The sequence below is a fragment of the Streptomyces sp. MCA2 genome, assembly GCF_023544705.1.
Lineage (GTDB): Bacteria > Actinomycetota > Actinomycetes > Streptomycetales > Streptomycetaceae > Streptomyces > Streptomyces decoyicus.
The window spans coordinates 105,524-132,256 of record NZ_JAMJFM010000018.1 but is presented as its reverse complement, the minus strand read 5'-3'; the positions used below and the strand labels follow the sequence as shown (position 1 = coordinate 132,256).

The 26,733-nt window shown below is 67.4% G+C and carries 20 protein-coding genes and 3 pseudogenes; 12 read left to right on the top strand and 11 right to left on the bottom strand.

Annotation, left to right across the window (positions count from 1 at the left end; genetic code table 11):
- The first annotated feature begins 242 nt into the window (after nt 1-242).
- Together M8I34_RS17570 and M8I34_RS17565 are read left to right on the top strand one after the other, a co-directional pair.
- The gene (locus M8I34_RS17570) at nt 243-1,487 is read left to right on the top strand and encodes a hypothetical protein (protein ID WP_250050365.1); all 1,245 of its coding nucleotides are present in this window, start codon (nt 243-245) and stop codon (nt 1,485-1,487) included.
- Between the two features lie 395 nt (nt 1,488-1,882).
- The gene (locus M8I34_RS17565; RefSeq protein ID WP_250050394.1) at nt 1,883-2,185 is read left to right on the top strand and encodes a hypothetical protein; all 303 of its coding nucleotides are present in this window, start codon (nt 1,883-1,885) and stop codon (nt 2,183-2,185) included.
- A 90-nt stretch (nt 2,186-2,275) separates the two neighbouring features.
- On the opposite strand, the pseudogene M8I34_RS17560 reads toward M8I34_RS17565, so the two are convergent.
- Nucleotides 2,276-2,563 (bottom strand): annotated as a pseudogene (locus M8I34_RS17560) (DUF4263 domain-containing protein); the annotation flags it as partial.
- Between the two features lie 399 nt (nt 2,564-2,962).
- Nucleotides 2,963-4,069, bottom strand: coding sequence for a hypothetical protein (locus tag M8I34_RS17555; RefSeq protein ID WP_250050364.1), 1,107 nt, complete (start codon nt 4,067-4,069; stop codon nt 2,963-2,965).
- Nucleotides 4,070-4,201: 132 nt separating this feature from the next.
- Between M8I34_RS17555 and M8I34_RS17550 the strand changes: the two are divergent.
- Nucleotides 4,202-4,379: pseudogene (locus tag M8I34_RS17550) on the top strand (thioredoxin-disulfide reductase); the annotation flags it as partial.
- 343 nt (nt 4,380-4,722) lie between these two features.
- On the opposite strand, the gene M8I34_RS17545 reads toward M8I34_RS17550, so the two are convergent.
- Nucleotides 4,723-6,249, bottom strand: a complete 1,527-nt coding sequence (locus M8I34_RS17545; protein ID WP_250050363.1) for a class I SAM-dependent DNA methyltransferase — start codon at nt 6,247-6,249, stop codon at nt 4,723-4,725.
- 164 nt (nt 6,250-6,413) lie between these two features.
- Here M8I34_RS17545 and M8I34_RS17540 point away from each other — a divergent pair, with 164 nt between their 5' ends.
- From M8I34_RS17540 to M8I34_RS17520, 5 genes are read left to right on the top strand one after another with little or no spacing between them, the layout of a single operon-like run.
- Nucleotides 6,414-6,728, top strand: coding sequence for a trypco2 family protein (locus M8I34_RS17540; protein ID WP_250050362.1), 315 nt, complete (start codon nt 6,414-6,416; stop codon nt 6,726-6,728).
- Between the two features lies 1 nt (nt 6,729).
- Entirely contained in the window at nt 6,730-8,892 is a 2,163-nt protein-coding gene (locus M8I34_RS17535) for a trypsin-like peptidase domain-containing protein (protein ID WP_250050361.1), read from the top strand.
- A complete protein-coding gene (locus M8I34_RS17530) occupies nt 8,889-9,899 on the top strand; it encodes a MoxR family ATPase (RefSeq protein WP_100572677.1) in 1,011 nt (336 codons plus the stop codon). Before M8I34_RS17535 ends, M8I34_RS17530 begins: the two co-directional genes overlap by 4 nt.
- Nucleotides 9,900-9,915: 16 nt before the next feature.
- The gene (locus tag M8I34_RS17525) at nt 9,916-10,713 is read left to right on the top strand and encodes a hypothetical protein (protein ID WP_250050360.1); all 798 of its coding nucleotides are present in this window, start codon (nt 9,916-9,918) and stop codon (nt 10,711-10,713) included.
- Nucleotides 10,710-13,334, top strand: coding sequence for a tetratricopeptide repeat protein (locus M8I34_RS17520; protein ID WP_250050359.1), 2,625 nt, complete (start codon nt 10,710-10,712; stop codon nt 13,332-13,334). The genes M8I34_RS17525 and M8I34_RS17520 overlap by 4 nt, the downstream gene beginning before the upstream one ends.
- A 583-nt stretch (nt 13,335-13,917) precedes the next feature.
- On the opposite strand, the gene M8I34_RS17515 is transcribed toward M8I34_RS17520, so the two are convergent.
- The 4 genes from M8I34_RS17515 to M8I34_RS17500 are packed head-to-tail and all read right to left on the bottom strand — an operon-like array spanning nt 13,918 to nt 20,633.
- Nucleotides 13,918-15,114 carry a Wadjet anti-phage system protein JetD domain-containing protein gene (locus tag M8I34_RS17515; protein ID WP_250050358.1) on the bottom strand — a complete coding sequence of 399 codons (1,197 nt, stop codon included), beginning with the start codon at nt 15,112-15,114 and terminating at the stop codon, nt 13,918-13,920.
- A gap of 1 nt (nt 15,115) precedes the next feature.
- Nucleotides 15,116-18,532, bottom strand: coding sequence for an ATP-binding protein (locus M8I34_RS17510; protein WP_250050357.1), 3,417 nt, complete (start codon nt 18,530-18,532; stop codon nt 15,116-15,118).
- Entirely contained in the window at nt 18,529-19,155 is a 627-nt protein-coding gene (locus M8I34_RS17505; protein WP_250050356.1) for a DUF4194 domain-containing protein, read from the bottom strand. Before M8I34_RS17505 ends, M8I34_RS17510 begins: the two co-directional genes overlap by 4 nt.
- Nucleotides 19,152-20,633, bottom strand: coding sequence for a DUF3375 domain-containing protein (locus M8I34_RS17500; RefSeq protein ID WP_250050355.1), 1,482 nt, complete (start codon nt 20,631-20,633; stop codon nt 19,152-19,154). The genes M8I34_RS17505 and M8I34_RS17500 overlap by 4 nt, the downstream gene beginning before the upstream one ends.
- 553 nt (nt 20,634-21,186) lie before the next feature.
- Between M8I34_RS17500 and M8I34_RS17495 the strand changes: the two genes are divergently transcribed.
- Nucleotides 21,187-21,339 carry a hypothetical protein gene (locus M8I34_RS17495; RefSeq protein ID WP_250050354.1) on the top strand — a complete coding sequence of 51 codons (153 nt, stop codon included), beginning with the start codon at nt 21,187-21,189 and terminating at the stop codon, nt 21,337-21,339.
- Between the two features lie 966 nt (nt 21,340-22,305).
- On the opposite strand, the gene M8I34_RS17490 is transcribed toward M8I34_RS17495, so the two are convergent.
- Complete coding sequence (locus tag M8I34_RS17490; protein ID WP_250050392.1) at nt 22,306-22,611, bottom strand: NUDIX domain-containing protein; 306 nt, start codon at nt 22,609-22,611, stop codon at nt 22,306-22,308.
- Between the two features lie 15 nt (nt 22,612-22,626).
- Nucleotides 22,627-22,976: pseudogene (locus tag M8I34_RS17485) on the bottom strand (methyltransferase, FxLD system); the annotation flags it as partial.
- Between the two features lie 60 nt (nt 22,977-23,036).
- Between M8I34_RS17485 and M8I34_RS17480 the strand changes: the two are divergent.
- On the top strand, nt 23,037-23,216 hold the full coding sequence (locus M8I34_RS17480) for a transposase (protein ID WP_374210928.1): 180 nt from the start codon (nt 23,037-23,039) through the stop codon (nt 23,214-23,216).
- On the opposite strand, the gene M8I34_RS17475 is transcribed toward M8I34_RS17480, so the two are convergent.
- Entirely contained in the window at nt 23,187-23,825 is a 639-nt protein-coding gene (locus M8I34_RS17475; protein ID WP_250050353.1) for an ATP-binding protein, read from the bottom strand. The two genes, M8I34_RS17480 and M8I34_RS17475, sit on opposite strands and share 30 nt — an antisense overlap.
- A 435-nt stretch (nt 23,826-24,260) precedes the next feature.
- Here M8I34_RS17475 and M8I34_RS17470 point away from each other — a divergent pair, with 435 nt between their 5' ends.
- A complete protein-coding gene (locus tag M8I34_RS17470) occupies nt 24,261-24,740 on the top strand; it encodes a hypothetical protein (RefSeq protein ID WP_250050352.1) in 480 nt (159 codons plus the stop codon).
- Between the two features lie 481 nt (nt 24,741-25,221).
- Entirely contained in the window at nt 25,222-25,902 is a 681-nt protein-coding gene (locus M8I34_RS17465) for a GNAT family N-acetyltransferase (protein ID WP_250050351.1), read from the top strand.
- An 82-nt stretch (nt 25,903-25,984) separates the two neighbouring features.
- Here the strand turns inward: M8I34_RS17465 and M8I34_RS17460 are convergent, their stop codons facing one another.
- Nucleotides 25,985-26,569 carry a transposase gene (locus M8I34_RS17460; RefSeq protein WP_250050350.1) on the bottom strand — a complete coding sequence of 195 codons (585 nt, stop codon included), beginning with the start codon at nt 26,567-26,569 and terminating at the stop codon, nt 25,985-25,987.
- Nucleotides 26,570-26,733 lie beyond the last annotated feature (164 nt).

Here is a 26,733-nt window from a genome sequence, read left to right as displayed (position 1 = left end):
CCGGGGTGAGGCAGGCGACAACCCTCTGACACGTGTGGTGGCACGACCTAGCGGGACCGCTCAGGCTCTGCAGCACGCTCCGCGGGCGTGGGAACACGCTTCGAGCCCGACCGCTTTCATCACATGGTCCCCATGACCATCGTGCTGGCGGCCGTGTGCCTGGCGTGGTGTGTCAACTCACCCCAGAGTGGTGGGGACCGATTACCCGGCGGATTGTCAGTGCCTGCGCATAGCCTGCCGACATGTCCTCGAATACCGGTGAGCTCCGCCACGTCATGCTCGGCTCGATCTTCAAGCCCGAGGTTCCCCTGGGGTCGGCCCGGGACACCCTCATCACCTGCCACGCCTCAGCAACGGGCAAGGACAAGCTCCACGGAAGCCCCGAGTGCCGCGCACTGCGGTCGGCCGCTTCTGTGAACCAGTTCGACATCCCGTTCGGCGAAGCCGTCAAGCGGCTCTGTACGAACTGCCGGTGGGGTCTGTTCACGGACAGCCCGATCCTGCCGCTCGGCGCGGCGGTGAACGACGTGGACTCTCTCACCATCTGGCTCGACAGGGTCCCCGAGGACGAGGATGACATCAAGGCCGAGCGTGACGCGGCCATCGCCCTCTCCACCGGCGACTACCCGCCCCACACCAATGACGTCGGCGACGCGGATGAGGAAGACAACGAGGCTGGGCACGACGAGGAGTGGGAACGCTATGACCGCGCCCGCGATCTCTGCTATGGACGCTACTCACACTGGCGCCGACTGCACTCCTACCTGATACGGAGCAACCAGGCAGTAGCCGATTACCCGTTCCTCGCCCCGTGGGCCGAGGGGCTGCAGAGTCGGCTCACCGCCGTCCTCGACGCCGAGCGTCGGGCTTTCGCGGACCTCGTCCAGCCGGCCCGTCTGGTGGAGGCGGCTGCCGTACGCGTCCTGCCCACGCCGCAGTTCTCCGGCGATCCCGGATTCGCCGGGTTGGGAGCGGAAGCGGAGAAGACCTTCCGGCGAGCGTGGTACGAGTGGAGTCGCCGAGCCACCTGGTCCTGGCAGCGCCTGGAAGATCATGACTTCTCGGTGTACACCGTCGTCAGCGACGCCTTCAGGCGCCGCCGCAAGGGGAAGCCCGAAGCTCACACCGCCTTCCGTCGGCTCACCGCCGGCTGGATCCGCCAGGCGCGCGAAGAAGCCGCCCGCCCCGCCACCGCGCCGTGGCAGCTGGTGGCAGTCAAGACACCCGCTCTCCCCCGCACCCGCCACAGCGAGCCGGAACGCGACCCTCTCACCCTCTGGGAGGCATCAGTCATCGCCACCTACCAGGTAGCTTTCAACCGGAAGTCAGGCACCACAGCCTTGCTCGTTCCTCACCTCGTCGCTGAGCAACTGCTCGCGTGCGCCTCCCACGACATGCCGGTCCAGCGCCTTGCCCCCGACGGCAGCGCGCTGCCCGCGGAGACGCTGCTGGAGCAGTGGGACCACCAAAGCCTCACCCATTCGTGACCTCGCGCTGTCAGCTCGTCGCCAACACGGCCGTGATCAGGTCCCGGGCAGCCTGACCGTAGATGGCAGAGGGGTGGAGGAGCCCGAACGCCTTGCGGAACAGATCGACCCGGTCCTGGTCGGTGATCGTCTCGGACCCGCGGTATCCCTCGACCTCGACCCTGTGGTCGTCGAAGATCGAGAATCCGCCTCCAGGATAAACTCCGAGGTGGGCACGGGCATCCTTGGCCGCGAATCTCGAGATCTGAGAAGTCCTGCGCCGTGACGTCGAACTCTGTGGACAGGAGACCGATGCGGAGGCGCCGCAGGACAGGGAGGTCGGGCTCGGCCGTCTGGTTCCTCCAGTCCGGTGAGACGGCCGGCAGCGGCCCCATGTCGCCTTCGACCACGAGGGAATGGACGTCTTCGCGCTGGAGACGGGTGAGTACGGCTTCCAGCCGTTGCCAGACCGCGTTGATGACGGCCTCCGTGAATGCAGGCAGGAGGACAGAAGGCACGGTGAGGACTGCCTCGGACATGGCGTCCGTCCATCCGTCCCCGGGAATGGGGTGGTAGAAGCCGCCGTCGCGGCGCAGCGTCAGTACAGTCGGGCGGAGCAGGTCTCGGGCGACTTCCTCGCCGTCGCGGTCGAGGAGGCTGTAGGTCTGGCCGACGACGAGGTCGAGTTTGCCGGTGTCGTCGTCATCGAGCGGCAGTGAGACTAGCGGGCCGGTGTCCGGTGCGGAGGCTGATGCGTAGACCGGCCGCCCCGATATGAACTTGAAGGGGCGGAGGGTCCAGCCGTCCTGCCCGAGGAGGCGGTTCAGCTTCGCGACCCGTTGGGATGAGTGGTCAAGGTCGGGCTGCACCTCGGGATGCACGAACCGCGCTAGGAAGGCGAGCAGAACCTCGTCAGGGCCATCGAGGAGTTGAAACTGGGGGTATTCGAAGACCCAGTCGTCAGACCAGTCGAGTGGGTTGTTGATCCGGTGCTGGATAATGTCTTCACGTGCCGCCGTGAACCGGGAGTCCGTCGACGCCAGCCTGTCGAGGTCGTACAGGGATCCCAAAAGTCGATCTCGTCGAGCCTTCCCCACCAGGGGCCGCCCTCACCGCACAGGTAGTCGAAGATGTCGCGTCGCGTGAGTGTCGTGATCCTCTGCGTGCTCTGTGGCGCCGGGTAGGCGGCGAACTGCGTCATGCCCCCAGGATGGACGCCCGTCGACTCACCCGGCAGGCGAATGAACATCCTGGCTTTCTGACTTCAGACGCCATCCGCTTTCTGAGCGTGATCGTTTGGATCGGGCTAGGTGCGCATGAACTCCGGCTGGCTCCCGGCATAGCCGGGACCAGGACGTCAACGCGAGGGCGGCCGTCACCGCAGTATGCACCTCGCGCGATGCCAGCCGCTCCGGGCAACCGGTGGGTGCCGCCCCGGCAGCGACCCCGCCGTGTGGCAGACCTCGGCCTTCGTGTGGGGTTTGCGCACCACGGGTTTAGCGTCGCTGGCAGCGATCCCGTAGCTCGGCGATGACCGCCCTCTCGTGTGTGTTGAGATCCCCGTCGACGGCGGCGACCCGTTCGGCGGCGTAGACAACGTCACTGAGATCCCCAGGCTCGGCATCGATGCGGTGCCATACCTCCTCCGGGTCGATGTTGACGACGTTGGCGAGTTGCTCGTCATCGACCTGATGCCGTTCCCAGGCAAGCCGCGTCAGCCGCTGGAACAGCAGGCGCTCGGCGTCAGTGATCTCGCCGTCCGCGTTGATGACGAGCCACGCGACCCACAGCATCAGCCTCGGGTGCCGCGTACGTCGGATCAAAGTGTCAGCGAGTTCAATCACCTCTGCCTCGTCACGAAACACGGATTTGGCATAGCGTCCTGCGGCCAAGGTCGTGTAGCGGTTCACGAGGATGGTCAGGGGGATTCCAACGCCGGGGATGCCGAACTTGATGATATTGCGTTGCAGGAGGTGTTTCCCGACGAACGGAAGGCTTTTCGCGGCGGCAAGGACCGGACCGGAGTAGTACTTCTTGAGGACTTGCCGGACCAGGTCGGGTACGAACTTCAGGCTGACGCGGGCGACTTCTCCGGTCTTTATACCGAGTGCCACCCGGACGAGTTTCATCGTGTCTTCGGGATCGTCCACGTCCAGGGGAATCCGGTAGATCACCGCGATGTCGTAGGCCAGGCGCATCTGCAGCTGGGTGATGTACGTCAGGTCAACCATAAAGGTGACGACACCGGCCGGAACAGTGGCGGGGCTGGCGCCACCCAACGACCCGATGGTCGCGGCGATCGTCCCGTTGTAAAGGCTGGAGGTGATCCCGCCTTCAATCATGGCGTTCTTTACCGCGAGCTTGATCTGCTGCCCGACGATGCCGTCCGCGGGCACGCCCTTGTACTTCTGCTGGAAGTACTCCCAGGTGGCCTTCTCGGCGTACGACCGTAGCGCCTGGGTGCAGAGTTTCGTGAACCAGCCGCCCGACTTGATGTCGTCCGCGCTCAGCCCTGCGACAAACTCCCGCAGTTTGGCCCGCTCCTGTTCGACAGCTTCGCGGTCGCCGCCGGCGTTGTCGGAGCTAGACAGCACTTCGGTCACAGCGGGGTCCCCTCCCAGATAGTTCAGCGACCTGCAAGGTTGCCAGATATGGGCAGAGGAGCGGTGGTACACGCGCAATCCCACCGCTCCTCGTTGTGGGGGGGGCAGGTTAGACGTCGTCGCGTGACCTCAGTGACCGACACCGGCATACGCGAGGTCATCGTCATCGACACCGGCCGCGCCGGATTCACCGCCGCCCTCTACACCGCCCGCGCCAGAGCTCAAGCCGCTCGTCTTCGGCGGCGCCATCATCGTCGGCGGTGCGCTCACCACCACAACCGAGGTCGAGAACTCCCCCGGCTTCCCCGAGCGCACTTGACGGGGCTGAAGCGCACCATGACCCGGTCAAGGTGCGCCATACGGTCCGCTGACGTGCGCACTTTCCCTCCCTTCGCGGGCCGATGCCCGCACGGCCGCGTTTATCCAACGGCCCTGTCGGCGGCAGCCTGTGCTCGTGCCTATGTTCCGGGTCCCGACCAATGACAGGTTCCACGGTGCCGTCGTGGGCAGGACAGCACCGTCGAGGGGCGCGGCCGTCCCAGGTGGCGTAGTGCAGTCGTGACGAGCGTGTGGGGCCAGACGGCGTGTGCCCAGCGTTCTCGCTTCACCCGCCTCAGGCACCCCGCCCAGCCGGGGGCGCTCGCTGGCGGTTCTCAGTCGAAGATTGCGTACAGGTCCTTCATCAGGGCCGCGGGACCGCTCCGCGGGACCGCTTGCGGCTCCACGGCGGCTGGCAGGCCCACGCCGACATAACGTGCCGGGGCCAGCGCGTACTCATGCTCGCGCACAGTCGCCACATCCGCCGAGAAGCAGAAGCCGGACTCGTCTTGGTAGACCAGGTTTGCTTCCTGCGCTGATGCCGTGCCTCGCCAGGCGTGGTACGTGCCAGCGATTTTTGCGAGGTCGGCTTCTGTCAGATTCCGCTCGGTCCGGTCAACCGTCTCGCCCATTCCGCGGGCGTCGATGAAAAGGGTTGTGCCGCGCCGGTCGTCCAGGCGTTTCGCGCCCTGGGGGGACTTGTCTTTGGTCAGGAACCACAGGCAGGCCGGGATCTGGGTCGTCCGGAAGAGTTGGGGCGGCAATGCAACCATGCAGGCGACCAGGTCAGCTTCCACCATCGCCTGGCGGATCTCAGCCTCGACTCTGGGCGAGGAGTGTGAGCCGTTGGCGAGGACGACGGCGGCCGTCCCGCGGTCGGACAGTTTCGAGACGGCGTGCTGGAGCCACGCGAAGTTGGCGTTGTTCCTCGGAGGAACCCCGTACTGCCAACGGACGTCGCTCTCGTCCCGCGCCCAGTCCCTCATGTTGAACGGCGGGTTGGCCATCACGAAGTCGGCCTTGACGTCCGGGTGCTTGTCGTCGGCCAAGGTATCGCCCCAACGGGCGGCCAGGTTGGCGTCGATGCCGTGGATGGCGAGGTTCATCTTGGCCAGGCGCCAGGTGCGCTCGTTGACCTCTTGGCCGTAGACCGCGATGTCGGCCTTGTGGCCGCGGCCCCCGTGTGCCTCGATGAACTTGCTCGCCTGGACGAGCATGCCGCCTGAGCCGCACGCCGGGTCGTACACGCGCCCGTTGTACGGCTCCAGAATCTCCACGATCAGCCGGACCACTGATTGAGGGGTGTAGAACTCGCCACCCTTCTTGCCCTCCGCGCGCGCGAAGTTGTTGAGGAAGTACTCGTACACGTCGCCCAGCACGACCTGGGCCGGCTTGTCCTCGGTGCTGCCGAAGCGCGCGTCGGTGATGAGGTCGAAGAGTTCGGCCACGCGCTGTTGGCCGGCGTCATCGCGGTTGAAGACCTTGGGGAGAACGCCCGCCAGAGAGGCGTTCTCCCGCATGACCGTGTCCATCGCCTCGTCGAGGAGCTTGCCCACACCCTGGCTCTTAGCGTTCGCGGCGATCCAGGACCAACGGGCGGTCTCCGGTACCCAGAGGACGTGGGCGCCGGTGTACTCGTCGCGGTCCTCCAGGAAGACGCCGATTCGGTCGTCCGAGACGCCGTCCTCGGCAAGCTCCTTGGCGAGCTTGTTCCGGTGCTCGTCGAACGCGTCGGAGACGAACTTTAGGAAGATCAGCCCGAGCATGAACTCCTTGTACTGGGCGGAGTCGACGGAGCCGCGCAGCTTGTCGGCTGCCTTCCAGAGGATCGCCTGGATCTCCTCGGGGGTGGAGGCGCTCAAGTTTCCTCCTGCTCAGTGGACTTCTTCTCGCGCGGTGGCATACGGTGGACGGCTCCTTCCACAAGTCATTGTCCATGACCGAGGTTTGCGGTGTCTCGCGAGCGTTGTACCGTACCGGCGACCTACTGTTTTTCTCATTGTCTTGAACCGGGGGCGGGGCGAAGGTGTCGACTATCGGACTGGCGGCAGCCATCGAGGAGCTGCGCCAAGAGCTGTACGAGGCGCAGCAGCTTGGCGTCAACCAGCAGTTCGCCTTCGGCGTCGAAGAGGCCGAGCTGGAGCTGCAGCTGGAGCTGCGCAATTCTGCCAAGGGGGACGGCAAGCTTTCCTTCGGCGTGGTTGTCGTCGGCGCGGGGGGCGAGCAATCCACCGTCCGTACCCACAAGCTGGTGCTGAAGCTGTCGGTCAAGGACCGGGCCCTCGGAGGCGCGCGCCCCGAGATTGGCGACGACGAGTTCGGGTCGCTGGACGAGGAGTGACGTGGATCGCCGCAGACTGGCGCTGATCCGCAGTGGGGGCACTGGTGAGGGGCGCCTCACCGTCGGCTCCGGCTATTTGATCGCTCCGCGGCTCGTACTGACCGCCCGCCATGTGCTGGAGGACCGCGACACGGGAACACTGTGGCCGGTCATCACCGTACGCGTAGGCCATCACCTCGATGGCGAGACGACGCGCGCGGACGCGGAGCTGCTCTGGGTCCACCCGGATGGACTGGACGTCGCGCTGCTGCGCATCGACCGTAAGATCGATCCGCCCGGCTCCGTCCGCTGGGGCTGCCCAGCGGGCACCGCGCCACTGCCGTACGAGGGCATCGGCTATCCCTGGGCCGCCAAAGGGGAGACCCGGGCCCCGGAGCACCTGCGCGGTGTCCTGCCGGTCCTCTCCGGAGGCAAGGACCGCTACGTCCTCGACCAGGGACCGGCCCCTACCGCCCGTACCGACGGCGGGAACGCCTGGGGCGGGGCCTCGGGCACGGCGATCTTCTGCGGCGGCCACCTCGTCGGCGTCGTGACCGAGGAGGACCACGCCTACGGAGCCCGCCGGCTGATCGCACTGCCGGTGTCCTCCTTCGCCGGGGACGGCGGCTTCGTGTCCCGCGTCGAGGAGCAAACCGGTCGGTCTCCCGAGCTGAGTGCGATCGGCGCGTCCCTGCCCGAGGCCGGGCCCGCCGCCGGGCGCACGCCCGCTGAGCGCGAACTGGAGAAGCTGCTCGCGCCGTTGTTCTCGCACCCCGGCGTCCGTGTCGATCACGCCCGTGCCCTGGCGCGCGAACTGGGCTACGAGGCCCAGGGGTATGAGCCCACCGCTGCCGACCTCGTGGCGCTCCTCATGGCGCATCCCCGGGCGCTCGCGTCTCTCGGCGAAGCCCTCGCGAGCAGCGCGCAGGGGACGGCCCGCGCCGCTCTGACTCGTCTGTTCTCGTGGGCCAGGGCACTCGACTGCGGGTCGCTGCTCTCCGTGAACGAGTACGACGCCCTGATCGGCCTGCTGCGCCGGGTCTGCGAGAAGCAGCCGGCGCTGCTGCCCCGAACAGCCGGTGAGGCGCTGCGGTACGTCGTACTTCCGGAGATCCTCACCCATCCGCAGCTCAGCGCGGACGATGTCTGCGGCGTGGTCGAGGGCTTGGAGGATCTGTCCGACGGTGTGAGCGGTCCCGAGGACGCCCCGCCGGTGCCGGCGCTACTGCGGCTCGTCGAGTACGTGGCGGCGGCCGCGGGCGACGGGCTGGGCGACGACCTGCGCGAGTGGTCGGGGAAGACCGCCCGGCGGCTCGGTATCCACGCCGGGGCCTTGGGCGAGCGGCGTGCGGACGCCGCCCAGTGGGCGAAGCGCGCAGCGTCGCCGGTGTCGCGGGTCGTGATGGAGTTGGCACACGACCCCGCCGCGGGAGACAACCGGTACCGGGTCCGGATTCTGCTCGTCCGCGACGACGGTTCGTACCGCGTGCTCAAGGAGGCGGAGTCGGAGCCCAAGACCCCGCGCGAGGCGGCGAGCACCCTGAGCGAGGCGGTCTTCGCTGCGGCCCAGGAGCCGGGGCAAGGCGACCATGTGCCGTGGGTGACCGTCGTGGTCGACCGGGCGGGGCTCGACTTGACCGTCGACGAATGGGAGCCCGGAGCGCTCGACGACATTCTTCCGGCGTGGCCGATCGGAGCGGACTATCGCGTCTCCCTGAGCTGCCCGGAACTCAGTGACCAACGGCCGGAACGCGAAGGCGACCAGGAGCGCCGGTGGAAGAACGGACGCGCGTCGGTGCTCGTCACCGGCCGGACGTCCGGCGACGCCAGGCAGCTCGTGAATCTGCTGAAGACTGAGCATCGTGATACCGCGCGGGTGGTTCTCCACGGCCCCGCCAACGAGCGTCGGTCCTGGTTGCTGAAATGTCTCGTCCTGGGCGTCCCGGTCGTGCTGTGGGACCGTGAGGCCATTGGCTACGAGGACGCAGGGAGACTGGAGATCCTGGCTCCCGCCGGCGACCTGGAGGGACTTCCCGAGCGGGTCCGGGGCTTCCGGAGCGACTCGGCGGCTTGCCCGGCGGAGCGGCGGGCACGGCCCTCCCTCGTGTGGGAACCGGAAGGTCGTCTCCCGCAGACTGAGTCGCTTCAACTGAGTGACCCTTGGAGAGGATCGCACGCGTCATGACCACCTCAGAGCCCCTGGCCGGTACAAGCCCTCGGCTTTCATCCTCCGACGGCGGAGGCGACGACTGGTGGCTGTTCCGCGGAGACGGCGAGCGCCGTGAGGTACCGTTCCCCGCTGCACCCCCGTGGCGCCGGTTCGACCGGCAGGAGACCGTGACCGGTGACAGGGTTCCGTACCCGCGGCCCTACCTCATCGGCCCCGACGAGGTGGAGGTGGTGAACGCGGCACTCCACCTGCGCCGGCCCCTCCTGGTGACCGGGCAGCCTGGCACGGGCAAGTCCTCGTTGGCCCACGCCATCGCTCACGAACTCGCGCTCGGCCGTGTCCTGCAGTGGCCGGTGAACAGCCGCTCAACTCTTCAGGATGCCCTTTACCTCTATGACGCCGTCGGCCGGCTGCGCGAGGCGACCCTGCGGCGCGACGCGGACGGCACCGAACCGGACATCGGCCAGTACATCCGGCTCGGCCCTCTGGGCAACGCGCTTGTGCCCCGGGAGCGCCCCCGCGTGCTGCTCATCGACGAGCTGGACAAGGGTGACGTCGACCTACCCAACGACCTGCTGACCGTCTTCGAGGAGGGTGAGTTCGCCATCTCCGAACTCACCCGGCTGCCCGCGAGCCACGCACCGGTACACGTTCGAACCGACGACCTGGATGAGACCGCCCCGGTCACGCGTGGCCGCGTCCGCTGCCGTGAGTTCCCGGTTGTAGTCATCACCAGCAACGGCGAACGGGAATTCCCGCCCGCCTTCCTGCGGCGCTGCGTTCGCCTCGATCTCCCCGAGCCCAACGAGCGGCGGCTTCGGGAGATCGTCGCCGCGCACCTCGGTCCCGACGCCCTGGACGACACCGACGACCTGCTGCGGGAGTTCCTCGAACGCCGCGCCGAGGGCGAACTGGCCACCGATCAGCTGCTCAACGCCGTCTTCCTCCGCAAGGGTGGCGTGAACCTCGACGCGGCTTCCCTCCTGCAGGGCGTCCTGCACCGTCTCGGCGGAGCCGTGTGACGCCGTGATCTCGCGCGTGACGAAGGTCCTGGCCGAGAGCGGGGTGGAGCTCTCTCTGGAGGAACTCCTCGACGCCATGTGGCTCGCCGGAAAGCTGCCTCGGGACTCCGGGCCCCTGGTGCGCTCCGCCGGCGTGGCCGCTGCGAGCTCGGAGCGGCACGGCGAGCCCCACCACGACGGGTCGACGGTGGCGGCGCCGGAGACCGCGGAGCCCGCACCAGAGCCGACCGCTGCGGAGTCCACGAAGAAGCGGTCCGCGCGCCCGCTTCTGGCCTCGGCGCAGCCCAGTCCCGACGAAGACGCGCCAGCGCTCGCGGGCCTGTCACCGGCGTTCGCAGTCCGCGCCCCGGACAGCAGCACCCTCGGCGCCGGGCAGCTCCGGCTCGGCAAGTCCCTCCGGCCGCTGCGGCAGCGCTTCCCCGACCGGCGCCAGCAGGAACTCGACGTCACACGAACCGTCGCTGCCATCGCTGAGACGGGCGTGCCCGAGACCGTCGCCCGTGCGGTGCGCACCCGCTGGCTGTCCCTGGCCCTCGTGGTTGACGACGGCGTCTCCATGGTCCTCTGGCAGCGGCTCGCCGCCGACGTCCGGGTACTGATGGAACGTGCCGGGGCCTTCCGAGACGTGCGTGTGTACGGACTCGACACGCGCAGCGACACTCCGTCTCTGCGGACCACCCCCTACCGCCACCGCGGCCGGCTCTTATCGCCGAAGGTACTGTGCGACCTAACCGGCAACACCCTCGTCCTGGTCGTCAGCGACGGTGTGGGCGAAGCCTGGCGGGACGGCGGGACGGCGGGATGCGCCGGGTGACGGACCGCTGGGGACGTTGCGGTCCCATCGCGATCGTCCAGGCACTGCCGTCCCGGCTCTGGGCGAGCACCGGCATCGGCGCACGGCGCTGGCAGGTCACCACCCATCGCCGCGGCGGCCCCACCCGCGCCTGGCACGTCACCGACCCTGACCTGCCGCCCGACCTGGTCCGCTTCGACTCCGTACCCGTCCCGGTCCTCGCGCCGACCCCTGCGGCCGTCGCCGACTGGGCGTGGCTCGTCGCCTCACCCGGCGGCACAGCGCTCCTCCCGCTGTGGGACGCCGGCCGTCCCGGCTCCAGCCGGACCGTCGCCGACGCCCGGGACGGCGACGCCGCCGAAGCGGTACTCCGCTTCAGGGAGGCCGCGTCCGCCGAGGCGTATCGGCTCGCGGCCCACGTGGCGGCCGTCGCCCCCGTCACGCCGCCCGTGATGCGCCTGGTGCAGGCCGCCCTCGGGCCACCGACAGACATCGGACACCTCATGGAGGTGTTCCTAGGGGGCTTGATGCACGAGCTCGACGCCGACGGTGCGGACCGGCTGCCGCACCATCGGGGGTACGACTTCACAGACGGCGCCCGGCGCGTTCTCCTCAGCGCCGTCTCCCCGAGGGAATTGCTGCGCACCGCCGAAGCTGTGACGCAGCGCATTGAGGCCGCCGTCGGCCGCGCCCCGGTCTTCCCGGCGTGGGTCGGGCACCCGGACGGCGCGGCCGTCATCGACGACACCGGGCGCTCCTTCGGCTGGCTACGGGAGCAGGCGCTAACGCGGCTCGGCATCCCGTCCGCCGATGCAAGGCCGGTGGCGCCCATGCCGAAAACCCGTGTCCCCGGGGGCGAGACCGGGGATTCCACCGAGCCCCGGGACTCCGCAGCCGCCGGGACTGATGAGGCGTACGACGACGCGCCGGGTGAGACCCCGCCAGCCGGCTGGGTGGAGCTCCTGCCGGAGGACCCGGTACGGTTCGGTCGATTCCGGCTCCGTGCACGCAGTGCCCACGGTTGGCCTCACCTGACGATGTACCTGGCCGAGGACGATGACGGCACCGTCGCCACGGTCCGGGCGCCGGTCATGCTGCATACCCGCGACCCGGGAACCGCGCGGGACCTCGTCCGGACGGAAGCCGAGTGCCTGACGCGGATGCAGGGCACGCATGCCCCCGCACTCCTCGGTGTGGCGGCGCCCACCACAGGGGAGCTGCCGTGGGTCGCGGCGAGCTGCGTCCACCGCCGCGCAGACGCCCCGTCCTCACCGCCCGCACCGAACCTGCGCGCCGTCCTCGACGAACACGGGGGAACGGTCCCGGAGGAGCTTTTCTTGCGGATCGGGCTGGGCCTCACGGAGGCCGTTGCCTTCGCCCACTCTCGGGGGCTCGTGCACGGCTCGCTCTCACCCCTGGCCGTTCTCGTGACCGACCGCGACGTCCGGCTGGTCGGCTGGGCGACCGCGACGATCGACGGAGTCGACAGTGCTCACCGCGACGTGCTGCCCCTCAGCGACACCTACCTGGAGGCGGACGACGACGGGCGGTCGCTCACGCCGCAGAGCGATGTGTACGCCGTCGGTGCGCTGCTGCTGGCCTTCCTCTCGGGACGGTGGAGCGACCCCAGGGCCGACAACTCGGGACATGGTCCCTTGACCAACCCCGGGATCGGCCCGGTGCTCCTGCGGACTCTTTGGCGTTGCTTGGAGCATGACCCCGCCCGCAGACCCTCCGCCGCCGCCCTGGCCGAGGCGTTCGCCCTTGCGTCCGGAGGCCCGACGGCCGACCGAGCGTCGGAGGAGGTCGTCACTGAGGACGTCCGGCGGGTTCGGGATCTGGCGGGGCGGGACATCGGCACCTACGGGCTGGAATTCGCCCGTCTTCTCCTGACGTTCTCGAACCAACTGGCCTCCGTGGGGCAGCGGGAGGAGTCGCTCGCTGCGGCCCTGGAGAGCGTGGAGGTGTACCGAGAGCTGCTGTCGGTAGGGGGTAACTCCGCCTCCGTCCCCTTCTCGTCTGGTCTCGCCGAGGCCCTCAGTAATCTTTCCGTGCGACTGGGCGAAGCCGGCCGGGCGGGGGAGAGTCTCGACGCGGTCTCCGAAGCGGAGACGCTGTACCGGGAGCTGAGGCGCCGGGACTTCGGCGTCTTCGGCGCGGGCCACGCCATGACCCTGAACAACCAGTCCAACCGCCTGGCGGAGGCAGGTCGGTACCGTGAGGCACTCCAGGCTATCGAGGAGGCTGTTCTCATCGGGCGCCGAAGGGCCGAGCTGGGTGAGCCGGCGGTCGGGGGCGATCTGGCGAGGAGTCTCACGAACCTGGGCAGCCGCCTGGGCGACCTGGGACGGCAGGGCGAGGCTCGGACGGCCGTCGCCGAGGCTACCCAGATCTACGGTGCCCTGCCTCCGGAGGAGGCGCGGCGCGTCTGGACGGACCACGCCATGAGCCTGATCAATTTCGCCGTCCTGCTCGGCGACGAGGGACGTCACGACGACGCCCTGAGTGTGGTTGACGCGAGCTTCGCCGTGCTGGACCAGTACGGAGACGAACGGTCGCGGGCTGCGTTCGAGATTCAGGAGTGGTCCCGGCGCATCAGGAGCTGGCTGGAGGGCCCCGCCGCGCGGGCACCCGGTCAGTAGTCGGCAGCCCGGCGGAGAAGTTGGTGACCAGGTGTGTGCTCGATGCGCCACGGTCCGATGCCTGCACCGCCCCGGGCTGGCGCTCATCTAGCACCTGGCGCAGCGAATCGGCACCCGGCTAGTCAGTACCACTGCGCCCCGGTCAGCCCGGGCCCATGGCTCCCGAAAAGGCATCGAGAGCTCGCATCCCTAGTTGCCCCGGCGTGGGCTGATGGCTGACTGGTTCTGGGGACAAAAGACGAGAACGGCGGGGCCGCGCGTAGCGCGCTGGCTGCACGACGACGCCCCGCCGCAGCAAGCCGGCGGGGCGTCGTCGTATCAGGTCCCCGTCTACGCAGGACCCCCCGCCGGAGCATCATTCCTTTCGAATGTCTGTTCCGAAAAAGGGGTGTGTCTCAACCCATGTAGCCCCAACGGCGATTGCCGCGCAGCCCATCGGTCGTGGGGCCCATGCCGCTCTGGGTATTTGGTCTGCAGATCGATCCGTTCGGCTCCGACGCCACGCCTGCACCCCGGGGCGCGACAGAACGGCAGCGACGCCGCAGTTCCCGGTCTCCGACTGCCGGCCAGGCACGAGGGTTGGTCACCGCGGCCCTTGGCGCAGGTCGTTGAGGGCGACTTCGAGCAGGTGGTAGCGCACGCGTTCTTGTTCGAGTCGCACGTTGGGGCCGAACTCGCCGTCCGCGAGGCTGGCGTAGACGTCGGCTTCGTCCGGGGTGAGCGTGCCGAGAGGCTGGTGGGTGGGAGCGTCCTCCTTCACCCATTGGCCGCGGTGCTCCAGGAGAGTGCTCCGGTCCATCAGGATGGACTGCGTGTGCGGGAAGGCCCGATGCAGCCGGTCGAGGATGGTGAAACCGTGAGTGTCCAGGTCGCCCCAGTACACGAGACGTACATCGTGCAGCCAGGTCAGGGCGGACAGTTGGGTGACGGCGTAGCCGCCGCCGTGGATCACGATGCTGTGGGGTTGGTCGGGGAAGGCGAGGTAGGTGGTTTCGTTCTCGATGACGAACACGGTCGTGATGCCGGGCGGCGGTGCGGTGAACTCATCCGCGCGGACCCTGAGTTCGCTGAAGCCCGCCAGCGACTCGCCGCCGAGCAGCCGGAATCGCAGGTAGGCGGGCTTGCGCAGGAAACGGAAGCGGGCGGCGAAGTCAGTGCGCGCGGCCTCGGCGTCGATGCGGTCGTCGGGAAGGCACTGTTCGAGCAGGGGGGTCAGGATGGCGCGGTGGCGTTCGATGAACTTGGTGTCCACCCCAGGTACGTCGAGCTGGCGCAGGTAGACGGCTGGGCCACGGTAGTCGGTGATCCAGCGGATCGTGTCCTCCAGGCGGTGCCAGTCGGCCTCCCGCTGGAGGACCTGCATGGGGTGGGCAACCATCCAGTCGATGAGAGCGGGCAGCCTTTCCTGGGTGGAGGCCAGCACGGCTTGGTAGCGGGCGACCGTGGGGGCGACGCCGAGTAGGCGCCAGAGGTCGTCGCGGTCGTCGATCCAGACGCGGTCGGGGATGTTGTTCACGCCGGCCAGGCGCCCGCCGAGCCGGCGGCATTCGATGCGCAGGTGCCGGTGCGCGCTGGGCGCCCACGATTCGGTCCAGGCGAGGACGTCGTCGTAGTGGCGGGTGATGTCGCCAGCTTTCGGGCCGCGCAGGGGAATCTCGACGGGTTCCCAGGGTGCCCCGTCGGCGAGTTGGGTGAGGTAGGTACCCGTGTTCCAGCGTTTGCGGAGGCGCTCGAGGACGGCCTGCGGCGTGGTCCAGTTGGAACTTTGCTGCGTCGTCATCTCAGCCTCCCTGCCCAGCGGCGGGCTGCAGGCCGGCCAGGGTGTGGGCGAGGCGTTCTTGGCGGTACTGGGCGATGGTCAGGGTGCGTAGGCGGGAGTGGTGTCCGCTGGGGTTGTCGACGAAACCGACGGCGGACACGTAGGGCTCGATTACGTGGATCTTCTGCAGCGGGGTGACGATGAGGAGTTGCAGGCCTAGGCGCTTGAAGAGGTCCAGGGCGAAGCGGGCGGATTCCTCCGAGCCGCGTCCGAAGGCTTCGTCGATGACCACGAAGCGGAAGGTACGACTCCTGCTGTGGGTGGTGTCGAGCTTGAACTGGTAGGCGAGAGAGGCGGCCAGGATGGTGTACGCGAGCTTCTCCTTCTGTCCGCCGGACTTGCCGCCGGAGTCGGAGTACACCTCGTACTCGGAGTCGTTCTCGCGGCGTCGTTCACTGGCGCTGAAGACGAACCAGTACCGCACGTCGGTGACGCGCTTGGTCCAGCCGCGGTCGCTGTCCGCGTGGCCTTCGCGACCCTTGAAGCGTTCGATTAGGTGCTGGACCTGGTGGAACTTCTCCTCGGAGTACAGGTCGGAGTCGTCGCCGGATAGGACGTCGTCGGTACAGGCGCGCAGTTCCGCGGTGAACTCCCGGATCTCGGTGTTGGGCGTCTGCTCGGGCTTGAGCATGATGTAGCGGCCCGGGTTGTAGTCAATGCCGGCCAGCGACTCGTTGATGGTAGTGATGCGGTCGCCGATCTCGTCGGCCCAGATGTTCAACTGCGCGTGGAACCCGGCGATTTCGCGGATCACGTTGGTCTTCAAGTAGGTGCGGAACTGGTTCTGGAAGCGCGGTAGGTCGTCGGCGACGAGCTGCTGGTGCAGGGCACGGTAGCCGGGGGCGGAGGCAACGGAGGCGTCGAGTTCGCTGGTCTCGACATGATAGGTAGTGCGGAAGGAGCTCATCTGGGCGGCGATCGTCTGGGCGAGGCGGGTCTGCTCCTTGGCCCAGCGGTGCTTGTGCGCCGTCATCTCCTCGCGCAGCCGGGTTTCGGTTTGCACGCACTCCTGCGCGGTCCGGCACGCCAGGCGGGCGGTGGTCAAGCGCTGTTCGAGGGCCGGAAAGTGCGCCTGTGCAGCGCCGGCGACCGGTTCGTCGAGTACCGCGCGGGCCTCGTCGCGGGCGCGTTCAGCGGCGTCACGCTCGCCGTCGACCCGTCCCCAGCGCTGGCTGGCCTTCTCGTAGGCGGCTCCCTGTTCGGTGATTTCGTCGGCGATCTCGGTGAGACGGCGGGTGAGTTCGTCCAGGTCGTCGGAGGCGGCTTGCAGGCGCTGCTTCTCCGCGGTCAGCTCTGTGATGCGCCGTACCGCGGACGGCCAGTCGATCTCGCTGTAGTCCAACATCGCCGTCAGCCGGTCGAGGACCTTGTCACGGCTGATGGCGTCCTCGTAGGCGGCTCCCAGCCCGCGTTTCTTCTTCTCCATCTCGCGCTGGGCGCCATGGACCCGTCCCGCCTGATCCAGGAGGGCATCGATCTTCGCCTGGTTCGTCCAGCCGAGCACATACGTGCTGCGGTCGTCGATGCGGGTGGTGTCGTTCTTCTCGTGGCGGCCCCACACCCCCTTGATCAACCCCTGTGCGGTGATGGCTAGTTCGGCGTACCGGAAGTCCTCCATCGTCGGCACGCAGGCGTGGGAGGCACGGCGTTCGAGCTCGCCGGCCAGCCACGGGGCGAACGGCGAGTCCTCGCGCACTTCGAGCTTGGTGAACAGCGCCGTGGACGCACCGGTGGGCAGGCGCCGCGGCGGGAGCTTGTCCGGGACGCGGAAGTAGACCAGCTTCGTCCCCAGGTGGTGGTCGTTGATCCAGTCGGAGACGCGAGCGTACTGATCGCCGGGGACCAGGAGGGACACGGCGAAGCCGCGCAGCAGCCGCTCGGCGGCTCCGGCCCACGCCTGTTCCTCGTCTCGGACCTGAATGAGTTCGCCAGCGAAGGGCAGGGCACTGTCCTCGATGCCGAGTTCGCGGCTCAGGCGGGCGCGTACCTCCAGCTGCTTGCGGGGGATGTTGCTGCGGCGCGAGCGCAGACTGATCAGGTCTGCGTTCAGGTCTTCGGCCCGCTGCTTCAGCTGTGCGGCCTCGACTGCGAGCGTCTCCAGGGCAGTGCGCGTCTCCTGTGTCGTCGCGGCGACGTCGTGCTGGGCCCGGGCGATCTCCTCAAGGCGGTCGGTGAACTGCGCCTTATCGGTGACCGGGGCCAGCTCTGCCTGCTCCAGCAGGGTTGCGTGCTGGCGGGCGCGCTTCTCCTGAGCGGCGCGCTGCTGCTCCGTCTCCTCGATCTGGCGCTCCAGTTCGCCTAGGCGCCCGCCGCCCAGGCCCTCACGCTGCATTTCCCACCGGCGTTCCTGGTCCCGCAGCCGCTCCAGCTCGTCCTTCGCGGTCTTCTTCTCGCCCTCCAGGCGGGCGAGCATCCGCTCCGCCTCGGCGCGCTGGGCTTCGTGCAGCATCGACGTGCGCTGGGCGATGAAGTACCGCAGGGCGGCCTGGTGGGCGTCGGCCTCCTCGATGCGTGCGGCCAGGCCCTCGTAGGCGTCGCAGTCCTCAAGCAGCGGGGTGAGGGCCTCGATCTGAGCACGGGCCCGCTGAACGGAGTTGTAGGTGGTAGTCAGAGTGTCGAAGTGGCTCACGATGTTGTCCGTCATCGCCGCCGCATCGAACGGTTCGAGCATGTGACTGCGCACGAACTCGTCCAGGCTGCCCACCGACTTCATCGACACCGTCTGATGGAAGAGCTCCAGCGCCTGTTCGGACTCGATGCCCATCCGGCGCCGGAAATCCTTGCTGTATGGCGGGAACGTCTTGTGGACGCGGACATCGCCCGCTTCGAGACGCTTCTTCAGCGCCCTCACCTCGGTGCCGAAGTCAGCGAAGTCTCCGGCGACGGACAGCGCCCGGTCGGCGACGAGGAACAGCCGCTCGGGGCTGGTGGCGTTCCCGTCGGCCAGCCAGAACACCTGCCCCAGCGTGATGGTCGCCGCCAGCGCTGGGTTCGTGAACACGCCCAAAATGACGGAGTAGCTGCCCGGCTTGCGCAGCGCCACCGGCTTGGTCGTCCCGGTGGTCTCGTTGCGTTCGGACTTGTAGTGGCCCAGCACGTAAGAGCGCAGGCTGCGCTCGCCGCTCTCCGCACCGGCCGCCTTGTTGTAGGCGATCTTGCGGGCGGGCATGAACAGCGTGGTAATCGCATCCACCAGGGTGGACTTTCCGGAACCGATGTCACCGGTCAGCAGGGCGTTGGCGCCGCCGAGGCCGAACGACCACACATGCTTGTCGAACGTGCCCCAGTTGTAGACCTCCAGACGCTCCAGCCGGAATCCTGCCGCAGCCAGGTCGGTGGAGGCACTCGTGTCGGCAGGGCCGGGCTGGGCGGGGATCACTGCTGCGTCTCCTGGGGGGTGTGGGTGGCCGCGTACTGGGCCAGGTTCGTGTCGAAGTCGGCGAGCCACTGCCCGTCAACGAAGGCTTTTATGATCCGCTGCACCTCGAACAGCTGCTCCTGCCCGCGAGCGCGGCGCAGGAACTGCAGGTCCACCACCTTGTTGATGTGGCCGTCGATCTGGTCGACCAGGCGTGCCTCGTTGCTGCCGGCCGGGAGGAACATGCGGATCATCTCGACAATCTCGTCCCGGGTGATCATCAGGCGGGTGCCGTCGGCGCCCGCGTCGAACTCGGCAAGCCGCTTGCGCAGCAGCACGACCATCAGACTGACGGGGTAGGACAGCGAGCGGCGGGGCATCAGCCGCGGCGGCGCCATGCGGGGATCGCGGACATCGTCCTCGTCGTCGGGTTTCGACTGGAGGAAGGCGTAGCCCTCCATCTCGTCGATCACCACGCGCAGCCCCATGACGTTGACATAGTCCTTCACGCCGCCACTGTGGTGCAGCAGCGCGTCCCACGCCCGCTCGTGCTGGTCGCGGAAGACCGGGCCCTTGAGTAGCTGGTTGACCGGCAGCGAGAGGGAGTACGGCTGCTGCGGGGTGGGGGTGGCAGGTGTGGTCATCGCCCCTCCTTCGGGCTGGATACCCAGGCGATACCGGGGCTGGTGCGAGCAAAGGTGACCACGGGCACGGTGGCGACCTGCTGGACGTCGTCCTCGCCGATCCACGTGATCTCTTCTTGGCGGTGGTCGTCGAACACGGTGGTGAACCCGTCGTCCGGTAGTGCGAAGTAGGCGACCAGTTCGGCAAGCCCCTGCTCCAGGGGGTGCTCGCGCAGCGTCTCGGCCAAGGACACCTGCGTGCGCAAGCCCAGGGCGTGGTGCACCGCGGCCGTGAGCCGGGCGGGATCCACATACACCGCCTCGAACAAGGCGTCGGCGGCGAACTCCTCGTCCCCCGCCTCGATGCCGGTGCTGTCGATCGGCGCCTTGACCACCGGCGTATACAAGGGCCGCTCCATCGGCAGGGCGATGGCCGGGGCTGCCGCATCGATCTCGGCGACCAGATTCACGCCCGGCACGTCGCGCAGGGCCAGGGCCTGCGTCTCGATCGCGCGCACCAGTTCCAGGACGCGGCGGTCTTCCGAGCGCACCTGGTCGTCCAGGAATCGGCGGAGCTGATCCGACAGCTGCCGCACCGTGGCCTGGGTGCGTTCGGCGGCCTCCAGCCAGTCCCGGGGCATGCGACGCATGCGCGGGTCAGGCTCGTCGATGGCTTCCATGGACTCAACCTCGGCCAGCAGCGTCTTGAGTTCGTCCTGACGGCTCGGGGCGAGCAGGAAGTCGTAGAACGCCTGAAAGGTCCGTCCCTGGTCCGACTCTGCGATGCTCTCGCGGCTGCCTAGTACCTCATCCAGGAGTTCGCCCTTAGCCCCGTCCCACGCGGCGATCTTGCTCCGCAGGTCCCGGTCCAAGTCTCGGAAGTTCGCCTCAACCTCGCGGAAGTCGGCCAGCAGCCCATGCGCCGTCGTCGTCACTTGCTGGTAGCGGTCCCGCAGCGCCGCGCTGTCCAGGACGTCTACCTCGCCGGCCTCAACACGCTCGATTTCCTGATCGATTTCATGCCGTCGCCGGGTGAGCTCGGCCAGTCGCGCCTCGGGGTCGGTTTCGGTGCCGAACGTCATCTGCCGCAGCAGATCGAAGATCGTATTCAGGCGCGACTCCGTACCGACGAACGGACGCTCTTCCAGCGACCGGACCCACGCGATCGCCTTCTCGACCGCGGCCGTGGCGTCGTAGTGCGGCTCGTCCGAATCCGCCGGGTAATACTTGCGCAGCCAGGCGTTCCCCGGTGCCGACCAGACATCCAGATACGCCTTCGCGGACTTGGGAAACGTGCCCTGCCCGAGCCGGTCATTGAGGGCGAACAACTCATCGTCCAGACGTTCGACAAGCTCCGCACCGACAATCGAGCGCGCTCCCTGCTCGACGAACACCTTGTTGAAGAAGCTCAACATCAGTGCCGCATTGTCGGCCTTCAGCAGCCGCCAAGCAGCGCTCTGCTTCCGCAGGGCGACCAGACGGTCGTAGTCCAACTCCATACATCCCGCCCTCTCACTACCCCAGCAAGTACGACCGCAGTTCCCGCCAACAACGACAATGCACGCCCCACTCGGTCGGCACTCATGCCCGCACAGCCGCGCATGGGCATTCCGCGCCGGCCACAAGGAACCGTAGAGGTCACCACTGACAACGGGACTCGGCCCGAGCCGATGACGGGATAGGCCAGGCTGCCTCGGGGAGGGAAGACGGCAGGCAAGAGGCCGGATACATCCGGATTCTGGATCGTTCCCGTTCCTCGCCCTTGCGACCATTCCCGAACACTATTTCGAGTCCCGGTCGGGGATTTTGGCTCGCCTACCGGTCCGCCGGCGCCCTGCCCCATCCGGGCGGACGCGAGGCCGCGCCATCGCATCTTGGTCCCGTCCAGTGAGAGCTGGGTCGTGCTGCTGTCGACAGATCGGGTCGCCGGAAGCGCGACAGATTACCTCAAGATCAGAAGAACCCGTGATCCGGTTGGGTTTTCTGTCGGAATTCCAGTCGTTGTTTCCCTGTGACAGCCATGACGGCGCAAATGCAGGGAGGGCCTCGCGGATGAACGGGCAGATAGATCAACGGATGATGCTGCTCATGCTCGTTGGTTGCGGGACTGTGTATGTCGCCTTCGAGCATCCGTCGTTCGGCACCGCCCTCGTCGTCGGTGTCGCCGTGGTGACACTGCTCCACCTCCTGATGCGGGGGCGCTGACCCGCGTGCCGCTCAACTTCGATGGCACGCGCTCAGGGTTCTCGACAGCCGCCCTTGTTCGCAGCCCAGAACAGCTAACCGGAGCAGAGCAAACCCCGTCGACCACCGCTCAACCGGGCCCATCCCCGTACGCGGAGACCCCCGCCGGATCAAGCCGACGGGGGTCCACATCGGTCACACCTGTCACGCGCGTGTCACCAACAGCGTCGACGCTCCGGAACCACAAGGCCCTGACCAGGCCAAACGCTCCCGACTTGGACCACGTGGACGCCAGAAGACGGTTCCGACTACCTGTGCCATGTGGTACCGCGGCCCGCTCGCTAGCACCACGCACCACTCATCAAGATCCGGACCAGGTGCGGACCGACTCAGCCTGGCACTCGATGTTCCCGCTCTTCGTCGCAGGTCAGGAGCGAGGTCAGGCGTGTACCACCAGCAGACGAAGAACCTGCTGGGCGTTCCGGACACCTGTACAGCCGGCTTCACTCAGCGCCTTGAACTCTCAACGCCCCACCGTACTCACGGAGCCAGCAGGGCGTCTGACCAGCGATGCAGAGCACCTGACGGCCCATCAGAACGAGAGTCAAATGAGCGTCACGAGCGTCATTTCAGCGTCAAGATATCGCCCGTAACGCCCACACCACACATAATGCGCACGCGCAAAACCGCAGGTCAGGCGCCCTTTGCCGCTTTCTCAAGGATCACGACGCACTCAACGTGATGCGTCATGGGAAACATTTCCAGCCTCAGTGTGCGGTTCGCCCGCAGGCGGAAGGCGCACAAGCTCTGGTCAGCGAAGTGTCGCGACGTATCTCGAATTCATACCTGAGTGAACGAGATGTGCGTCCGTCGCGGCGAGCCCTTGGGCGTGAATCCGGCGGTATGGAGGTGGCTATACCGTGGTGTGCAGATCGCCGCGTTCGAGCGCTGCGCGCAGCACGTGGGAGCACTTCTGAGGCAACAGGTTCACGTCGGCGATGGTTTCGGTGGTGAGGGGGATCGTCGAGGATGTACTCGCCGCGGTCGTCCCGCTGGAACTCGGGGCCGGTCTTGTCGTCGAAGTTCCAACGCGTGATGCTGGCGAGGTAGAAGTACCTCGGTTTCACCCTTGGGGTTCTCCAGCTGGTGGAACAGGCGCATGATCTCGGCCGCGCCTGCGATCTCCTCGTGGACCTCGCGCAGGAGTGCGTCCTCGCGGGTGGCGTCGCTGTCCTCGACGCCGCCGCCGATGATCACCCAGTAGGGGTCGGTGCCGGGGCGGATGCGCTTCATCAGGAGCAGGGTGTTGTCCGGGGTGCCATTGACCAGCAGGAGTTCTTCCCGGTGGGCGGTCGAGCCTTGCATCGGGACGAAACCGCAGATCCGCGCCGACTCGCTCTCCAGGTAGTCGCCGTGCTCGCCGGTGACCCGGATGAAGGCGACCGAGCGGGTCAGGCCCCGCATCCGCAGCGGCACCACAAGCCGGCCGCCCTGCTTGAGCTGCGAGGTCCAGGCCGGGGGATGTCCCAGGCCCCGGCAGTCACCATGACGACATCGACCTCACCGAGGCCCGGGAGGGGTTCGGCCGCGTCGACGGTGACGACGTGGACCCTGCCGTAGCCGTGCTCGTCCAGGAGCCGACGAGCGCGGTGGGTCACCGGCGCGGATACTTGCTACTGGAGTGGATCCGCCAGGCCGAACACGACGCACCAAAACCGATGCAGGGCTTCGCCGACTCCCTCCGCCAGTACCTCGACGCCGTCACCGCCGGCCTCACCCTCCCGTGGAGTTCCGGCGTCGTCGAAGGACACGTGAACCGGGTGAAAACGCTCAAGCGAGCGATGTATGGCCGGGCCTCGTTCGAACTCCTACGGACCCGCATCCTCACCCAGCAATGAGCTTCCGGTATTGCTTCGGTCATCCACCTGAACGTCCAGATGCGGCCACATCATGGCCAGACGCTTCAACTGGCCCTCCACCGACACCCCCAGCGAACGCAGTGGGTCGCTCGGTCTGAAGTGGACGAGTGTCCCGGTTGTGCCGTCGGGCTCGACAGACTCCAGGTCAGTAGCCGGGATGCCGCGCTCGTAGCGTTGGGTCCAGGCCCCATTGAGCCGGCGGTTGGTATGCACGAGCCATTCGCTGAGCGCGGCAACCACGGACATGCCCCGACGCGGATGGCCGTCCTGAAGCAGTTCCGCTTCCGGAAAGTCGAAGAACCGAAGATCCTTTGATGCCATGACCGGCTTCTTGACGATCTGGCCGTGCTCGTCCGTACGGGTATCAGTGCCCCGCCCGTCATCCGCCACGGACAAAGAGCCATCCGGATAGAGGGTGACGAGGCAGCGTCCACCGCCCCGGCTGGATGCTTCGTCGGCGGCGTATACAAGCACCTCAAGGAGAAGATGCCACGGGCCACCTGGCGCGAACTTCTCCGGAGCTTGTCGGATAGATGCCAGATGGTCCAAATCGACGACGCTAGACCAATCGTGCGTGGTGTTGGCCAAGGAACCCCTAGAAACCTCCATCAGGCAAGTATCCAGTCAGCTCGTGCTGGCCTCGCCGGCAGCCCCACCAAAAACGGCCGCTCACGAAACTGCGGCCAGAGCCGATTTCAAAGATCCCCATCAGGGCACGGTGCACCCGGTCAAGAGGGCCCTGCTGACCGGCAGTAGACAGGGATCTGGTTCATCGTTGCACCGTGGGTCGCGCCACCACGAAGAACGGGCCACCCCAGCGAGACAACGCGCGACCTGCGGATGCGGGACGGCTGGCCGCCCGTCAGGGAGGCCAGCCGTATAGGAGATCCGGCCGCAGCGGACGGCATACTCAGGTGCACCAGAGCGATGAGTCACGCTGAGATCCGGACTTACGGCGGCTACTTTCAGTCGATGCACAAGAAGCGGTGCGTAATCAGCCGAGGTGAAGTCGACCATGGCTCCGTGAAGATCTTCCAGCGCTCCCCGTGGCGAGCACAGGCACTCGTCGGGACCCTGGCTGCTGCCGCAGTCCTGACCGGGTGTGCCACACAGTCCCCTCCGGGCCACGACGACCGGCTCTCCAAGGCAGCCGGCCTGGCGCGGATCACCCTGGTCTGTGCGAAGGACCTGTGGGAGGAGACGAAACCGAAGTCGGGCTTCAACACCGTCAAAGCCACGGTCTCCAACGTCTCCTCCGGCCCGCGGGGAAACCGGGGGCTGGTCCGCGTCACCATGACGGGCACCAACCTCGTCGCGTACCTGAAGGAGCTTGACGAGAACGCGCACCCCTTCGTCGCCAACGGGGACCGGGAGAATACTGCGTCCTCACGACGCGTCTACGACGCCCTGGCACCGAAGATCGACAAGATCAAGGCCGCCCGCAGCGAATCCGACCCCGAGCCGTCGGTCATCATCGACGACACCATCCCCGACAAGCACTAGCCCTCCGGCAAAGGTGGCTCCCGATCAAGGCGGGAGCCACCATGGAAGTGCCAGGCCAGGCCACAGTTCCAGGCGCCCGCCGGGCTGATCAACACGGCCGGGGGCCTGGGTCAGCGCCTACCTTTCGACCACCGCCGAGTTCGTCACCGTCCTCGGACAGACTCACCCGTGGCGAAGGCCTGGTCGGCTGCGGCGATGTCGCGCCCCGTCTGGCCTGCGGTCGCATCCAGCGCGCTCGCGAACGGCTAATCCGGCTTGTCGTAGGCATAGGCGGCGGCCGTGGCAGTGAATTTATCCAAGGACTCGGCGTAGGTCCCGGGGCTTTTTCGGTAGCAGCTGTGGGCGGGGCTCTGCCTCTGCCAATCGGTGACGTCACCAGCCCACTGCTTCTAGGGGGTGTCTCGCCGATCACGTTCTGAGGCAGACGATGATCTGGAAAAAGACGAGGCGTCCTCACGTACATCTGTGCACACTGGCACGCATGTTGATCGACATCTGGCCGCTCAGGGCGCTGTGTGTGCGGTCGCCCCGTCTTGAGTTGCGGCTTCCTTCCGACGAAGAGCTCGCGGCGGTGGCCGAAGTGGCAGCACGAGGCGTGCATGCCCCTGGCGCGCGTCCGTTTCTGACGCCGTGGACGGATCGTCCGCCGGTTGAGCGTGCTCGACACGTCGTGCAGCAGCATTGGAGCCGCTTGGGCTCATGGTCAGCCGAGGCCTGGGCTCTGGACCTCATCGTCTTCTTCGAAGGACAGCCCGTGGGCATCCAGGAGATGCGGGCTGAGAACTTCGGCATCCGACGCGAGATCGTTTCAGGTTCATGGCTGGGGGTTGATCACCAGGGCCAGGGGCTTGGCACCGAGATGCGGGTCGCCCTGCTGCACCTGGCGTTCGTGGAACTTGGCGCAGCGTTCGCCAGGTCGGCGTCCTTCACCGACAATCACGCATCGCTGGCCGTCTCACGAAAGCTCGGCTACGAACCTGACGGCCTGTCTCGCGACGTCCTCGATGGACGCGTCGTCGAGTCTCAGTACTTGCGCCTCTCCCGGCAGGTTTGGAACTCCCAGAAGCATTTGCCCGTGACCGTGAGCGGACTGGCAGACTGTGCGGCCTTCTTCGGTATCGACGATCACGCCACAGACTCGGATCCCGCCAAAGCGTTGTGATCACGAGCGGAGCCAGATGAGGAGTGCGGCGGCCGTGACGGTGCCGAGGTAGACGTACCGACGCTTGATGCCCCTATGGATGTCAAGCCGCCAGGACGTGGGTGGTGGTGCGGGTGATGAGCCGGTGGATCTCGCGTGCGACGTAGCGTTTGAGGCAGCGGAGTGCTTCGCGGCGGGTCTTACCTTCCGAGACGCGCCTGTCGATGTAGCCGCGGGTGCGGTTGTCCCATCGGAGACGGGCCAGCACGATGGTGTAGAAGGCGGAGTTGGCCTGCCGGTTTCCGCCCCGGTTGAGGCGCCGACGCTGGGTTTTCCCGGAGGAGGCTTCGACTGGGCTGACGCCGCAGAGGGCTGCGAACGAGGCCTCGCTGCGGAGGCGTTCGGGGTTGTCACCCGCTGCAATCAGTAGCGTCGCGGCAGTGTCGGGGCCGACGCCGTAGCAGGCCAGGAGTTGCGGATTGTGCTGCGTGATGACGTCTCTGATCCGCGTGGTGAGATCTTCGATCTCCTCGGTGAGATGCTGGATCCGCCGGGCCAGCAGTTTGAGCGTGTGGGCGGCGGCGCCTGCCGTTCCGGAGGCCGAGCTGCCGAGCCCGGCGCAAGCGCGTATCAGTTTGGGGTTGCTCAGGCCGGCCAGAGACTCGCGGAGCTCGGGGTCGGTGGCCACGAGAACGGCCTTGAGAACCTGAGCAGACGCGGCCCAGGGCGTCAAGGTCGTTTGTACAGTCGCGCGCTCCACCTTGACTTCCCGGAACCAAGCCCGCTCCACGGTGTGCGGGGCGACGGCGGACCGGAGCTGGGGAAGTTGTTCAGCGAGGCGCGGATAACTCC

Excerpts from the sequence above, each read along its gene's own strand:
- M8I34_RS17505 (WP_250050356.1), bottom strand. The coding sequence starts at position 19,155 with ATGACCACACCTGCCACCCCCACCCCGCAGCAGCCGTACTCCCTCTCG.
- M8I34_RS17570 (WP_250050365.1), top strand. The coding sequence starts at position 243 with ATGTCCTCGAATACCGGTGAGCTCCGCCACGTCATGCTCGGCTCGATC.
- M8I34_RS17500 (WP_250050355.1), bottom strand. The coding sequence starts at position 20,633 with ATGGAGTTGGACTACGACCGTCTGGTCGCCCTGCGGAAGCAGAGCGCT.
- M8I34_RS17495 (WP_250050354.1), top strand. The coding sequence starts at position 21,187 with ATGAACGGGCAGATAGATCAACGGATGATGCTGCTCATGCTCGTTGGT.
- M8I34_RS17565 (WP_250050394.1), top strand. The coding sequence starts at position 1,883 with ATGGACGTCTTCGCGCTGGAGACGGGTGAGTACGGCTTCCAGCCGTTG.
- M8I34_RS17465 (WP_250050351.1), top strand. The coding sequence starts at position 25,222 with ATGTTGATCGACATCTGGCCGCTCAGGGCGCTGTGTGTGCGGTCGCCC.
- M8I34_RS17530 (WP_100572677.1), top strand. The coding sequence starts at position 8,889 with ATGACCACCTCAGAGCCCCTGGCCGGTACAAGCCCTCGGCTTTCATCC.
- M8I34_RS17490 (WP_250050392.1), bottom strand. The coding sequence starts at position 22,611 with ATGAAGCGCATCCGCCCCGGCACCGACCCCTACTGGGTGATCATCGGC.
- M8I34_RS17515 (WP_250050358.1), bottom strand. The coding sequence starts at position 15,114 with ATGACGACGCAGCAAAGTTCCAACTGGACCACGCCGCAGGCCGTCCTC.
- M8I34_RS17480 (WP_374210928.1), top strand. The coding sequence starts at position 23,037 with ATGCAGGGCTTCGCCGACTCCCTCCGCCAGTACCTCGACGCCGTCACC.